This window comes from Ralstonia sp. SET104 (genome assembly GCF_003851545.1).
In the GTDB taxonomy this organism is placed as follows: Bacteria; Pseudomonadota; Gammaproteobacteria; order Burkholderiales; family Burkholderiaceae; genus Ralstonia.
The window spans coordinates 173961-187728 of the sequence record NZ_BHVX01000007.1; the positions used below are offsets into that span (position 1 = coordinate 173961).

Consider the following 13768-nt stretch of genomic DNA (forward strand, 5'->3'; position numbering starts at 1 on the left):
CGGCTTGTGGTCGTAGCACGTGGGCGCATCGGGTGATGTGCCCACATGGGTCAGGCAAAAACGCGCAGGTGTTCGGGTGCGAATTCAAGCTGGATTGGCGCGCCGGGCGCAAAGCCTTCGAGCGCGCGCGTGCCCAGCGGCACCTTGACGAAGCATTCGGGCTGGTCGGGCAGGGCGCAGCGCATGCGCACGTGGTCGCCAAAATAGACGAGGCCGCGTGTCTGCCCGGCAAGTGCATTGCCGTTGGCGTGTGCGCCATCCAGCAGACGCATGCGCTCCGGGCGGATGCAGCCCGTGGCTGTGGCACCCACGCTGGCGCCGGCAATGTTGCGGCCCATCACGCGTGCGCCGTCGTTGAGCTGCAGTTCGCAGTAGTCGCCGTCGATGCGGGTAACGGTGCCACGCAGCGTGTTGCTGTCGCCGATGAAGTTGGCGACGAACTCGTTGCACGGGCGCTCATACAGACTGTCCACGGTGTCGAGCTGCTGCACGATGCCCTTGTCGAACACGGCCACGCGGTCGGACATGGTGAGCGCCTCGCCCTGGTCGTGCGTGACGTAGACAAACGTCACGCCCAGCTTTTCATGCAAGGACTTCAGCTCGTACTGCATGTGTTCGCGCAGTTGCTTGTCGAGCGCGCCCAGCGGCTCGTCCATCAGCACCAGCTTGGGCTCGAACACCAGCGCGCGGGCCAGTGCAATGCGCTGCTGCTGGCCGCCGGAGAGTTGCGCCGGGTAGCGCTTGGCAAAGCCTTCCATGCGCACCATCTGCAGGGCCTTGTGCACGCGGTCTGCGCGCTCGCTGGCGGCGATCTTGCGCACGGTGAGCGGGTATTCCACGTTCTGCGCCACCGTCAGGTGCGGAAACAGCGCGTAGTTCTGGAACACCATGCCGATGTTGCGCTTGTGCGGCGGCACGTTGTTGAGCAGCGCGCCTTCCAGGCGGATCTCGCCGCCGGTCGGGAATTCAAACCCCGCCAGCATCATCAGGCACGTCGTCTTGCCCGAGCCGGAGGGGCCGAGCAGCGTGAGGAACTCGCCCTGGTAGATGTCCAGGTCCAGATGCTTGACCACGAGGGTCTCGCCGTCATACGTCTTGCGCACACCTCGAAAGCTGACGATCACGTCGTCGGTCTTCATTGCTGCCTCCTGCATACCAGATCGATCTTCCAGCCTTGGCGCTTTCGGCGGCAGGCGGCATTTGCAGATGTGTGCATCCCCGCTTCGCGGGGCCGCTGCAGACTGCTCATGCCACCCTCCTGCCGTTCACGGGTCCTGATGGACCGGCCAACATGTCAGTGTTGGTTTGAATTGTGGATGGACTATAGCGGCTCATTGTTCTGTCAAGTGGACCCAATCCTGGTTATTTGATAGAGCCATTCTGAGCGGCACCGCTGGCACAGCCAATGGGCGTGCGGGCCGATGGCACCACAATAGGGAAAACCCCCGATGCCTTGCCCGAGCAAGCTCAGCGGCCGATCGTGCGGTGGCGGGAACGCGTTTGAGTGTAGGCCGCACGCTGGCACCCGTGCTGCGGTCAAAACAGCGTGAGGATGGAACCAATTTCGGCGGAACAGGAGGTGTTCACGCTGCGTGGAAATGGTGCGCCGCGTCGTCACGCAAATGGTGCACGGCGTTGGGTGGAATGCGAGACCGCTACAAGAACAATATTGTCCTGCAGCAACCGGCGATCAGATTGCAGGCTCGTCAGCCAACGCAAGCGCCAGGTAGACGCTCACGGTCAGCCGGCATCAAATGGGGCTAATGACCGAAGCGCGGCGAGTTTCAGTCATATGTCACCGTCGAGCGAGCATCGCTTTTATACATCGCAAGGCTTTGATGCTCACAATGCCAACCTGACTAACTCCCTGGCGACCTTCCCGATAACTATGTGTGTTTAGGGTATGAGTCCATCGGGCGCCCGTTTTGTTTGATCGAAGCGCCGCTCAACAGCGCGTCAATCAGGCACCGTGCGAGATTTCAGCATGCGCCGCAGGTCCCTGATGTCGTCAAAGGCGGCAAGGTCCTGCTCGATATTGCGCACATGCTGGTGGAGCGCAGTGATATCGGCGTCGAGCTTTTGCAAGACGGCATCCGGCGGCAGCACCCCGAATTGCTGGTAGCCGTAGGTGTACCGAAACGCCGTTTCGACTCGATGGATTTGCCGGTCCAGCTCGCGCACCTGGTCTTTCAGAATTTGGTTGTAGTGTGTCAGCCGGGCTTCGCTGATGTGGTTGATCGCGCGCTGGTCGATGTGTTCAAGCTCAAGCTGCAACTCCAGCAGTTGCAGCAGGTTGTTCTTGTCGTATGCCTCGTTGACGCGTTGCATGAGCCGGGTCTTCCGATCGCGTTCCTGGGGATCGGTCTCCCGGTCGGGGTGCAGGGCGCTGGCGAGCTTGCGATAGATCTCGCGGATAGACAGGCTGATCTGTGCCTGTTCGTCTTCCTCGCGTGCTTCTGCCGCAAGCTGCTTTGGAGACTTTTTTCTGGCAGCCCGGCGTGCTTCGCGCTTGCTTGCGGCGGCGGCCTTTTTCTCGGCGCGTTGCTCGATGTGCGCTCGGGCGCGCTGCAGTAGCGCCTCCTGCGAATGCACATCTGCGTCATCGCCCAAGTCGACACCGAGTGCCGCCTCCAGCCTTAACTTCATCTCTGCGGCTTGCGCTGCGGCCTGCCGGTCAAAGTCCGTTCCGCTGTACTTGTTGTAGAGGGCCTTTAGGCTCGGGGCTTCATCGATCAGATCCGTGGTCAGATCAATGATGAGGGCAGATATTTTGCGGCGCTCGGCCTTGGTGAGCCCCTCGTGCTCGTAGGCAAGGTCGAGACTCTGCACCATTCGGATGTGCAGATCGGTGCGGGCTCGCTCCAGCGGGAGGAATTCGCGGGCATATCGGCTTTGGAACTGGATGGTGATCGCCTCCCAGTCGACCAGCCGCTTGCGCCGATTCTCGATCTGCTTGATCAGCGCATTGAATGCTTTCTGTCCTTTCGACAGCGTTGGCACGTCCGGCGCGTGCTGATCGGGCGCAATGCTGATGGCTGGACGGTGTGCCTTGGTCATGGAGCGGAAATGTCGCGGGCTCCGCTAAGGGAGCCCGGGCTGTGTCATGTCGCGGTGGCGCTCAGGAATAGGGTCAGTCGAGCAACAGCGCGTCGTCGTCCACCTTGGCGCCGCGCGTTTCCTCGAACTTCTGCAGCAGATGCGGCACGTCCAAGCCACGGCGCTCCTCGCCTTGCACGTCGAGGATGACGTTGCCCTGGTGCAGCATCACCGTGCGGTCGCCGTAGTCCAGCGCCTGGCGCATGGAGTGCGTGACCATCATCGTCGTCAGCTTGCTTTCCGAGACGATCTTGGCCGTCAGTTCCAGCACGAAGGCGGCCGTTTTCGGGTCCAGCGCGGCAGTGTGCTCATCCAGCAACAGAATGCGCGAGGGCTGCAGCGATGCCATCAGCAGGCTCACCGCCTGGCGTTGGCCGCCCGAGAGCAGACCGATGCGATCGGTCAGGCGGTTTTCTAGCCCCAGGTCCAGCCGGCGCAGTTGCTCGCGGAAGATCTCGCGCCACTTGCGGTTGGTCGCAAACGCAAAGCCGCGACGCTGGCCGCGGCACATGGCCAGCGACATGTTCTCTTCGATGGTCAGGTTTTCGCAGGTGCCGGCCATCGGGTCCTGGAACACGCGGGCGACCTTGTCGGCGCGCTGCCACGCGGTCTTGCGGGTGACGTCCTCGCCGTTGATGATGATGCGGCCCGAATCGACCAGTTGGTCACCGCTGATGGAGTTCAGGAACGTCGACTTGCCGGCGCCGTTCGAGCCGATCACGGCCACGAACTGGCCCGAAGGGATCTCCAGCGACAGGCCGCGCAGCGCGCGCGTCTCGATGGGCGTGCCCGGGTTGAAGGTGAGGGTGAGTCCTTGTGCGCTCAGCATGTCAGTTCCCCTTGGTAGCTGCGCCGTTACCACTGCGGGCGAACTTGCCGAACACCTTGCGGCGCACACCCGGCAGCACGAGGGCGATCACCACTAGCGCAGCGGTCACCATGTTCAGGTCCTGCGCCTGCAGGCCGATGAAATCGCTGTTGAGCGCCAGGGCGATGAAGAAGCGATACAGGATCGCGCCGACCACCACGGCCAGCGTGGTCAGCACCAGGCGGCGTGCTGGCAGCACGGTTTCACCAATGATGACAGCCGCCAGACCAATCACGATGGTGCCGATCCCCATCGACACATCGGCGCCGCCTTGCGTTTGTGCGTAGAGCGCACCAGCGAGGGCGACCAGCGCGTTGGACAGCGCCATGCCAGCCAGCGTGGCGCGGCCGGTGGCCACGCCCTGGGCGCGTGCCATGCGCGGATTGGCACCCGTGGCACGCAGCGACAGACCGATCTGTGTTGAGAAGAACCAGTCCACCAGCAGCTTGACGATCACCACGACCACACCCAGCAGCACCGGGCGGAACACATAGTCGGGCATCCATTCCGGCTGCAGCAGCGAGAAGATCGTCGGCTCAGAGATGAGCGGCACGTTCGGCTTGCCCATGATGCGCAGGTTGACCGAGTACAGCGCGATCATCATCAGGATACTGGCGAGCAGATCCATGATCTTCAGGCGCACGTTGAGCCAGCCCGTGACGAAGCCAGCAAAGGCGCCGGCCAGCGTGCCGCACGCGGTCGACACGAACGGATCATGTCCGCCGGCGATGAGCGTGGCCGCCACAGCGCCGCCCATGGGGAAGCTGCCATCGACAGTAAGGTCAGGGAAGTTGAGGATGCGGAACGAAATCAGCACCCCGAGCGCCACGAGGCTGAAGATCAGACCAATCTCCAGGGCGCCGAGCAATGAAAACAGTGACATGTCGGAGTAGGGCGCGGTGGTTGGGCACCGGCCTGTGTGCAATGAACGGGGACGCTTGTGGGTAAGAGCGTAAGCGCCCGGCCATTATGCGGCGGATAGCCACGTTTGGGCTCGGGCAGCCAGACCCGCGCCAGGGCGGCTCCGCTGGGCGGAGACCGACCCGGCGCCTTGCGAGTTACTTGATGACTTCCTTGGCGTCTTTCAGCAAGTCTGCCGACAGGGTCGCGCCTTGCTTCTTGGCCGCGCGTTCGTTCACGAACAGCTCCAGGTCGGTGCTGCCGGCCGAGGCGATCGCGCCCGGCTTCTCACCCTTCAGGATGCGAGCAACGACCGTGCCGGTCTGCTGGCCCAGCTTGTAGTAGTTGATGCCCAGTGCAGCGATGGCGCCACGCTTCACGCTGTCGGTGTCGCCAGCCACCAGCGGGATCTTCGCTTCATTGGCCACCTTCACCAGCGACTCATACGCCGACACCACGTTGTTGTCGGTGTTCGTGTAGATCACGTCGACCTTGCCGATCAGGTTCTTGGCCGCCGGGGCGATGTCTACCGTGCGCGGCGCAGCCGATTCGACCAGGGTCATGCCTTGCGCCGACAGCAGCTTCTTCAGCTCGGTCACAACCACAACCGAGTTGGCTTCACCCGGGTTGTAGACCATGCCCACGCGCTTGGCGTTGGGCACGACGCGCTTGATCAGGGCGATCTGCTTGTCCAGCGGCAGCTTGTCGGACACGCCGGTCACGTTGGTGCCGGTGGGCTCCCAACTCTTGACCAGTTGCGCGGCAACCGGATCGGTCACACCCGAGTACACCACCGGGATCGACTTGGTGGCTGCCACAACCGCCTGTGCCGACGGCGTGGCGATGGCGACGATGGCATCCGGCTTGTCGCCGATGAACTTGCGGGCGATCTGCGCAGCGGTGGCGGTGCTGCCTTGCGCGCTCTGGTATTCCCACTTCAGGTTCTTGCCGGCGCCAGTGTCGGTAAAGCCCTCAGCCTTGAGTTCTTCCTTGGCACCGTCGCGGATGGCGTCGAGCGCCGGGTGCTCAACGATGGCCAGCACTTCGACCGTCTTGGTGGCTTGGGCCAGTGCCGGCGCGGCTTGCAGAAGCGCCATCGGAATGGCGGCAAGCGCAGCAATGCGGAAGGCGTGCTTGAACGTGGACATAAGGATCTCCTGTTTCCTTTTGGGTGGTTTCGCTCGGGCGGCGGGCGGGATATGCCCGTGCTGGCGTGGTTGGTTTTTCAGACTCTTTTGACTCTTGAATGCACCGAAGCAGTGCGGTGCCGGCGCACGTGGGCGCACATTATGGGTCAAATCGCAATGCTTTTCAGCAAACACTTCAAAAGAACATGAGGGGCCAGCGGGGATTCCGGTTGCGTGCGATGCAACCCGACCATCAAATCAAAAAGGGGCACGCGGCCCCTTTTTTCACTGCCCCGACGGGCTGCTAATTACTGGATCTTCGCCTTTTCGCGCAGGTCCCTCAGCATTGCCTGGAACTTGCTGCGTTGCCAGTTCTGGTCGCCCATCATCATTTCGAGCAGTTGCGGCTTGACGTCTTCGAACGACGGGATCTTGGCGTCGCGCGTGTCGTCCAGGCGGATCACGTGCCAGCCGAATTGCGTCTTGACCGGCGTCTGGGTGATCTCGCCCTTCTTCAGCCCGGTGAGGGCGGCCGAGAATTCCGGCACGTAGGTGCCTGGGTTGGCCCAGTCCAGATCGCCGCCGTTGGCGCCCGATCCCTTGTCCTTCGATTGGGCCTTGGCAATGTCTTCAAACTTGGCACCGCTCTTGAGCTTGGCAATGATCGCCTTCGCATCGGCTTCCTTGTCCACCAGGATGTGGTGAGCGTGGTATTCCTTGCCGTTGCCGAACTGCGCCTTGATCTTGTCGTACTGCTTGTGCAGTTCGTCTTCGGTGGCGGGGCTGTTCTTGACGTAGTCTTCAAACTCGGCGGCCACGAGCACATTCAGGCGGGCCGAAGCCAGTTGTTCCTGCACGTCATCGCGCTCCAGCAGACCGCGCTTGGCCGCGTCCTGCTCGATCAGTTCGCGGTCGACCAGCATTTCGCGGGCCTTGGCGCGCAGATCGGGCGATTCGGGCTGGCCCGACTTCTTGATCAGCGCGTCCACCTTGGCGCTCGGGATGGCTTTACCGTTGACCACAGCGGCGTTTTGCGCCATGGCGGGAGCAACGGCCGCAGCAAAGGCGACAGCCAGCAGGCTGGCAGTGAGGCTGGAAATCTTCATGGGATTGCGTTCGAGGGAAGGACGAGTGAGCGTGGAATGCGCTTACGTGTTTTCTTCGGGAGTGACCGCGCGGATCGCCAGGGCATGGATTGCCGCCGGCCACAGCGTGTGCAGCGCATCATACACCATGCGATGACGCGCCAAACGGTTCTTGCCCGCGAAGGCCGGGCTGACAATTTCGACGTTGTAATGCCCGCCGCCGGAGGCCGCACCGGCGTGTCCGGCGTGCTTGGCGCTGTCGTCTTCCACGACGAGGTGAAGGGGCTGGAAAGCCTCGCGCAGCAGGCGTTCGATTTCTCGTGGGTCAGCAGCCATCAGCGGTCCTCCCCGATATGGGCGTCATTGGCCGCAGGAGTGGTGCCATTTGCCGGGCGTTCCTGCATGTGGCGCGCCAGCCAAACACTTTGGCCGAGGATGAACACCACCATCAGGCCCATCGAGCCGAACAGCTTGAAGTTGACCCACACGTCAGTGTCGTAGTTGTAGGCCACATATAGGTTCAGGCAGCCCATGGCCAGGAAGAAAATCGCCCAGATGGCGTTCAGGCGCGCCCACATCGGTTCTGGCAGCGACACCTGTTGCTCCATCATGGCGCGGATGAGGTTCTTGCGAACGACCACCACGCTGCCCAGCAACACCACGCCAAACAGCCAGTACAGCACGGTGGGCTTCCACTTGATGAACGTGTCGTTGTGGAAGATGAGCGTCGCGCCACCAAACACGCCAATGATGAGCAACGACAGCCACTGCATGGCGTCCACCTTGCGGTGTTTGAACCACACCCAGGCGATCTGCAGCACGGTGGCGACCATCGCGACGGTGGTCGCCACATAAATACCGGCCACCTTGAAGGCAGCAAAGAACAGGATGACCGGGAACAGATCGAACAGAAATTTCATGCGGGAACGCGCTTGTGCGGGCCTATACAGACGATTAAGGATGACTAAGGAAGATCAATCGCCGAATTTTAGCGCAGCCGAGTTGATGCAATACCGCAGGCCGGTTGGCGCGGGGCCGTCTTCAAACACGTGGCCCAGGTGCGCGCCGCAGTTTTTGCACTGCACTTCGATGCGCAGCATGCCGTGCGAGCGGTCGGTCTTCTCGGCGATCACCTCGCCGTTGATGGGCTGGAAATAGCTGGGCCAGCCGCAGCCCGCGTCGAACTTGGTCGACGATTCGAACAGTGGGGTGCCGCAGCACACGCAGTTGTAGACGCCGCGATCCCAGTGGTCCCAGTACTTGCCGGTGAAGGGGCGTTCGGTGGCGGCTTCGCGGGTGACGCGGTATTCCATGTCGGAGAGCTGGTCGCGCCATTCGACGTCGGTTTTCTGGACGGTCATGGTGATGAGACTCCTTGTTGGTATTGCCGGTCGCCTCATGGGCAACCAGTGTGTGTTTGTCGTGCTGCAGCGGCAATCCTGACAGGCGCGGATTAGAGCACGGCGTCAGTTCCAGCGCATCACGCGTGCCGCATGTCGGCATGTCGAATTACGATGAGCAGCTCACCTCCAGCGAGGAGGCCCAATCCGGGGCCGGCTGCGCGTAGTGCTCAAAGCCGGGATGATCATCAAACGGGCGGGCCAGCACGGCGCGCAGGTTTTCGACCTCGGAGAAATCCTTTTCCTTGGCGTGGCGGATTGCAATTTCGGCCAGGTGATTGCGCAGCACGTATTTCGGATTAACGCGATGCATGGCAACGGCACGTGCTTCATCGGATTGCGGTTCGGCCTGCAGGCGCTGACGATAGGCGTCAAGCCACACATCGGCAGCGGCGCGGTCGAAGAAAAAATCGCGCACGCTGCGCGCTTCTGCCACAGCGGGGGCGTCATCACGGCGCACCTCGGCGAGGTGGCGGAAGAACAGCGTGTAATCCGTGCGCTGGTTGTGCAGCAGCTTGAACAGGTTGCCGAAGAGCGCTTCGTCTTCGTCCTGCGCGGTCGACAGACCGAGTTTGGCGCGATAGCGCGCGTAGAAGGCGGCACCGTAGACGTCGCGGTAGGTCAGCAGCACATTTTGCGCGGCGTCGATGGCGGGCTGGGCTCGCGCTTCATCGCTCAAATCAACGAATACGTCAGGATCGTCGCCAAACAGCGGCAGCAGCGCCTGCGCGAGACAGAACAGGTTCCAGTAGCCGATCTGGGGCTGTTGCGCGTAAGCGTAGCGGCCGCCGGTGTCGGAGTGATTGCAGATGTGGTTGGCGTCAAAGCCATCCAGGAAGCCGAACGGGCCGTAGTCGAGCGTGAGACCGAGGATCGACATGTTGTCGGTGTTCATCACGCCGTGGCAGAAGCCGACGGCTTGCCAGTCGGCCATCAGCTCGGCGGTGCGCCGGGCGACTTCCCGCAGCAGGGCGAGGTACGGTTGCGGCGCGTTGCGGCAGGCGGGATAGAAGCGGTCGATGACGTAGTCGGCGAGGGCGCGCAGTTGTAGCAGTTGCTCGCTGGCGGCAAAGTGCTCGAAGTGGCCAAAGCGCACAAACGACGGCGCCAGACGTGTGACGACAGCAGCGGTTTCGATCTCTTCGCGGCGCACCGGGGCGTCAGTGCCGGTCACGCAGAGCGCACGCGTGGTCGGAATCCCGAGACCGGCCATGGCTTCCGAACACAAAAATTCCCGGATGGACGAGCGCAGCACGGCGCGCCCGTCGCCCATGCGCGAATACGGGGTGCGGCCGGCGCCCTTGAGCTGCATTTCGCACGGGCCTTCGGCGGTTTGCAATTCGGCCAGTAGCAGTGCGCGGCCATCGCCCAACTGGCCCGCCCATACGCCGAACTGGTGGCCTGAATAGACAGTGGCGAGCGGGTCGCTCCATGCGGCGACGGCGTTGCCGGTAAATACGGCCAGCCCGGCCGGTGTGTCGAGTTCCGCCCGCGTGATGCCGAGCGATGCTGCGGCATCCGGCGCGAAACCCACCAGATAGGGGATTCCCGTTCCGCCCGAGGGCATGGGCATCGGCGGCAGGCGCGTCAGAAAGCGCTCGCCCAGCGCTGAGAAGCCGGAGGCTGCGGCCGGGCGGCCGGACCAGTCGAAAGGGCTAGCAAGGGAATCGTCAGATATGGGGGCGTGGGAAGCAGTCATAGGGCGGGGCGGCAAGGCAAGCAGCCTTTGGCACAGGAAACAGCAGCACAAAAATAGCGCCGAATCGTCAAATGTTGTGCGCTCTGCAGCGCAGCAAAATGCGCTTTCCGTAGGGGAAAACGCCATGTTGAGGCGCAGCAACGCTATCGCGTATTGTACTTGCGAGTAAAGAAAGCTGCAGACTGCGAACCCTTGCACCACAACGGTTCGTACGGTTTTTTAGATGGCCGGGTAAACATGGGGGCCGCGATTGCGCGGGATGCCGCAGCGCACAACAATATCCCGTTGACGTGCTTGACGATCACGGGAACAATCGGCCAAAAAATAGAACGGTTGTTCAGTTTTTTCTAGGAGACACCATGGCCCTGATGGGACAAATGATGAGCGCGCCGCTGCTCATCTCGACCATCATCGAACATGCAGCGCGCAATTCCGGTTCGACTGAAGTCGTGTCGCGCCGTGTCGAGGGCGATATCCATCGCACCACGTACCGGCAAGTGCGAGACCGTTCCAAGCAACTGGCGAATGCGCTGGCCGCACTGGGCGTACAGCCCGGCGAGCGCGTCGGTACGCTGGCCTGGAACGGCTACCGTCATCTTGAAATCTATTACGGTGTGTCGGGCTCGGGTTCGGTGTGCCACACCATCAACCCGCGGCTGTTTCCGGACCAGATCGCCTATATCGTCAATCACGCTGACGATCAGTACATCTTCTTCGACCTGACGTTCGCGCCGCTCATCGAAGGCATTGCGCCGCATTGCCCGAACGTGAAGGGCTGGGTGGCGATGACCGATCGCGCCCACATGCCCACCTCAAGCGTGCCGATGCTCTGCTACGAAGAGCTGCTGGACGCGCAGAGTGCCGACTACACCTGGCCGCAGTTCGACGAGAACACCGCAGCCGGCCTGTGCTACACGTCGGGCACCACGGGCAACCCGAAGGGAGCGCTGTACTCGCATCGATCCACGGTGCTGCATTCGTATGCATCGGCATTGCCGGACGCGCTTGGGTGTTCGGCGCAGGACGTGATCCTGCCGGTGGTGCCGATGTTCCACGTCAATGCGTGGGGACTGCCGTATTCGGTGCCGCTGGTGGGCGCCAAGCTGGTTTTCCCGGGCCCCAGGCTGGATGGCGCCTCGCTGTTCGACCTGTTCGAGCAGGAGAAGGTGACGTTCTCGGCCGGTGTGCCGACCGTGTGGCTCGGCTTGCTGCAACACGTGCAGGCCAACAAGCTCAAGTTCTCGACGTTCCGCAAGACCGTGATTGGCGGTTCGGCGGCGCCGCCTGCCATGATCCGCACGCTCAAGGAACTCGACGTGGAAGTCATCCACGCGTGGGGCATGACGGAGATGTCGCCGCTGGGCACCACGTGCAGGCTGATGGGCAAGCATGCCGATCTGTCGGACGAAGCCAAACAGCACGTGCTTGAGCGCCAGGGCCGTGCCATCTACGGCGTCGAGATGAAGATCGTCGACGCCGAGGGCCACGAGCTGCCGTGGGATGGCAAGGCGTTCGGCGATCTTCATGTACGCGGGCCGTGGACCATTCAGAGCTATTACCGCAATGACGTGTCGCCGCTGGTCGATGGCTGGTTCCCGACCGGTGACGTGGCCAACATCGACGCCGACGGCTACATGCAGATCACCGACCGCAGCAAGGACGTGATCAAGTCCGGCGGCGAGTGGATCTCGTCCATTGACGTGGAAAACGTGGCCGCTGCTCACCCGGATGTGCACATGGCCGCGTGCATTGCCTGCCACCACCCGAAGTGGGATGAGCGTCCGCTGCTGGTGGTGATGAAGAAACCGGGCACGGAGCTGACGCGCGACGAGATGCTCAAATTCTTCGACGGCAAGGTCGCCAAGTGGTGGATTCCGGACGATGTGGTGTTCGTCACCGAGATTCCGCTCACGGCCACCGGCAAGATGCAGAAGCTCAAGCTGCGCGAACAATTCAAGGACTACACGTTCCCTGTTGCGCAGGCGTAAATCACAAGCAGTGCAGAAAGAATAGAAGGATCAGAAGCCGCCGCCCGCGCAACGGTCAGAACCGGGCGTGAGGACGGCGGACAGAAGACAACCGGATCAGGGCCGGCCGCGGCACGTCGATACATATGACGACGATGCCGCGGGATGAAGCCCGGGCGCGTTGCAACCTGGAGACGCAAGCAGCCGCACGCCCACCAGAGGCATGCGGAGAGTGACTCGCCGGCGGCTCCACCACATGAAGGAGACACGCATGACGAAGTTCCGTCCGTTGGTTGTGGCTGTTGCATGTGTAGCGGCAATCGGTGGGGCATCTGTACCCACTGCAGCGTCCGCCGCCGAAACCGTCAAGATCGCCTGGATCGACCCGCTGTCCGGCCTGATGGGCGCGCTGGGCCAGAACCAGTTGCGCAGCTGGCAGTACATCGCCGATCTCGCCACGCAGAAGAACTGGGCCGGCGACGGCACCAAGTTCGAAGTGGTGGGCTTTGACAACAAGCTCTCGCCGCAGGAAAGCCTGACTGTGCTCAAGCAGGTGGCCGACCAGGGCATCCACTACATCGTGCAAGGCAACGGTTCGAGCGTGGGCATGGCGCTGGAAGACGCCGTGGCCAAGTACAACGAGCGTAATCCGGGCAAGGAAATCATCTACCTGAACTACGCGGCGGTGGACCCGGACATGACCAACAGCAAGTGCAATTACTGGCACTTCCGCCTGGACGCCAACTCCGACATGAAGATGGAAGCGCTGACCAGCTATCTGGCCAAGGACGCCAACGTCAAGAAGGTCTACCTGATCAACCAGAACTATTCGTTCGGTCATCAGGTGGCCCGTGCGGCCAAGGAATACCTCAAGCGCAAGCGCCCCGACATCGAAATCGTGGGCGAAGACCTGCACCCGCTGGCGCAGGTGAAGGATTTCTCGCCGTACGTCTCGAAGATCAAGTCGTCTGGCGCCGACACCGTCATCACCGGCAACTGGGGCAGTGACCTGGCGCTGCTCATCAAGGCCGGCAAAGACGCCGGTCTGAACGCCAACTTCTACACGTACTACGCCTCCACCACGGGTGTGCCGACCGCGATGGGCGCCGCCGGTGCCGACCACGTTAAATACGTCGGCTACTGGAATCCCAACAACGAAGGCTACAAGGGCGGTGACATCGTCGAGGGCTACAAGAAGAAGTACAACGACGACTTCTACCTGATGGCCTCGTACACCGGCATCGCCTTGCTGTCCAAGGCCGTCAAGCAAAGCAAGTCGACCGAGCCCGCCAAGGTGGCCAAGGCCCTCGAAGGCATGAAGGTCGACAGCTTGAACGGCACCTTCGAGATGCGCGCGTCTGACCATCAGGGCCAGCAGCCGCTCTACATCGCCACCTGGAAGAAAGCCGACGGCAAGGCCGTCAAGTTCGACCAGGAAAACACTGGCTACGGCTGGAAGACTGACGCGGTGCTCGATCAGTACGTCGCGTCGCAGCCGACCTCCTGCCAGATGAAGCGTCCTCACTGAGTGCGGCAGGTCATTTGCCGAAGGGCCGCCCGATGCTATCGTGCGGCGATGTTTTAAACGAGCAAAGGCATGGGCCGGTGCCGCATTTCGCGGGACGG

At 62.3% G+C, this 13768-nt stretch carries 12 protein-coding genes; 2 read left to right on the plus strand and 10 right to left on the minus strand.

The genetic code is table 11. The annotated features are described in order from the left end of the window. Nucleotides 1–50 precede the first annotated feature (50 nt). From PSUB009319_RS11370 to PSUB009319_RS11415, 10 genes are all read right to left on the minus strand, one after another. Nucleotides 51–1139: an ABC transporter ATP-binding protein gene (locus PSUB009319_RS11370; protein ID WP_124382329.1), complete on the minus strand. Its 1089-nt coding sequence runs from the start codon at nucleotides 1137–1139 to the stop codon at nucleotides 51–53. 817 nt (nucleotides 1140–1956) lie between these two features. After that, the gene (locus PSUB009319_RS11375; protein ID WP_124382330.1) at nucleotides 1957–3057 is read right to left on the minus strand and encodes a J domain-containing protein; all 1101 of its coding nucleotides are present in this window, start codon (nucleotides 3055–3057) and stop codon (nucleotides 1957–1959) included. Between the two features lie 73 nt (nucleotides 3058–3130). Continuing rightward, on the minus strand, nucleotides 3131–3925 hold the full coding sequence (locus PSUB009319_RS11380; RefSeq protein ID WP_124382331.1) for an ABC transporter ATP-binding protein: 795 nt from the start codon (nucleotides 3923–3925) through the stop codon (nucleotides 3131–3133). Between the two features lies 1 nt (nucleotide 3926). Beyond that, nucleotides 3927–4847: an ABC transporter permease gene (locus PSUB009319_RS11385; RefSeq protein ID WP_124382332.1), complete on the minus strand. Its 921-nt coding sequence runs from the start codon at nucleotides 4845–4847 to the stop codon at nucleotides 3927–3929. 175 nt (nucleotides 4848–5022) lie between these two features. Beyond that, the gene (locus PSUB009319_RS11390; protein ID WP_124382333.1) at nucleotides 5023–6012 is read right to left on the minus strand and encodes an ABC transporter substrate-binding protein; all 990 of its coding nucleotides are present in this window, start codon (nucleotides 6010–6012) and stop codon (nucleotides 5023–5025) included. Nucleotides 6013–6299: 287 nt separating this feature from the next. Beyond that, nucleotides 6300–7097: a peptidylprolyl isomerase gene (locus PSUB009319_RS11395; RefSeq protein WP_124382334.1), complete on the minus strand. Its 798-nt coding sequence runs from the start codon at nucleotides 7095–7097 to the stop codon at nucleotides 6300–6302. 42 nt (nucleotides 7098–7139) lie between these two features. After that, nucleotides 7140–7412 (minus strand): BolA family transcriptional regulator, encoded by a 273-nt coding sequence (locus PSUB009319_RS11400; RefSeq protein WP_124382335.1) that lies wholly within the window; start codon nucleotides 7410–7412, stop codon nucleotides 7140–7142. Next, entirely contained in the window at nucleotides 7412–7996 is a 585-nt protein-coding gene (locus tag PSUB009319_RS11405; protein ID WP_124382336.1) for a septation protein A, read from the minus strand. The genes PSUB009319_RS11400 and PSUB009319_RS11405 overlap by 1 nt, the downstream gene beginning before the upstream one ends. Before the next feature lie 54 nt (nucleotides 7997–8050). Then, nucleotides 8051–8437: a peptide-methionine (R)-S-oxide reductase MsrB gene (gene msrB / locus PSUB009319_RS11410; RefSeq protein ID WP_124382337.1), complete on the minus strand. Its 387-nt coding sequence runs from the start codon at nucleotides 8435–8437 to the stop codon at nucleotides 8051–8053. Nucleotides 8438–8585: 148 nt separating this feature from the next. Next, nucleotides 8586–10175: a YdiU family protein gene (locus tag PSUB009319_RS11415; RefSeq protein WP_124382338.1), complete on the minus strand. Its 1590-nt coding sequence runs from the start codon at nucleotides 10173–10175 to the stop codon at nucleotides 8586–8588. 359 nt (nucleotides 10176–10534) lie between these two features. On the opposite strand from PSUB009319_RS11415, the gene PSUB009319_RS11420 reads away from it, so the two are divergent. Both PSUB009319_RS11420 and PSUB009319_RS11425 read left to right on the plus strand, forming a co-directional pair. Continuing rightward, nucleotides 10535–12163 (plus strand): 3-(methylthio)propionyl-CoA ligase, encoded by a 1629-nt coding sequence (locus tag PSUB009319_RS11420; RefSeq protein WP_124382339.1) that lies wholly within the window; start codon nucleotides 10535–10537, stop codon nucleotides 12161–12163. Nucleotides 12164–12413: 250 nt separating this feature from the next. Then, on the plus strand, nucleotides 12414–13670 hold the full coding sequence (locus PSUB009319_RS11425; RefSeq protein ID WP_124382340.1) for a branched-chain amino acid ABC transporter substrate-binding protein: 1257 nt from the start codon (nucleotides 12414–12416) through the stop codon (nucleotides 13668–13670). Nucleotides 13671–13768: the final 98 nt, after the last annotated feature.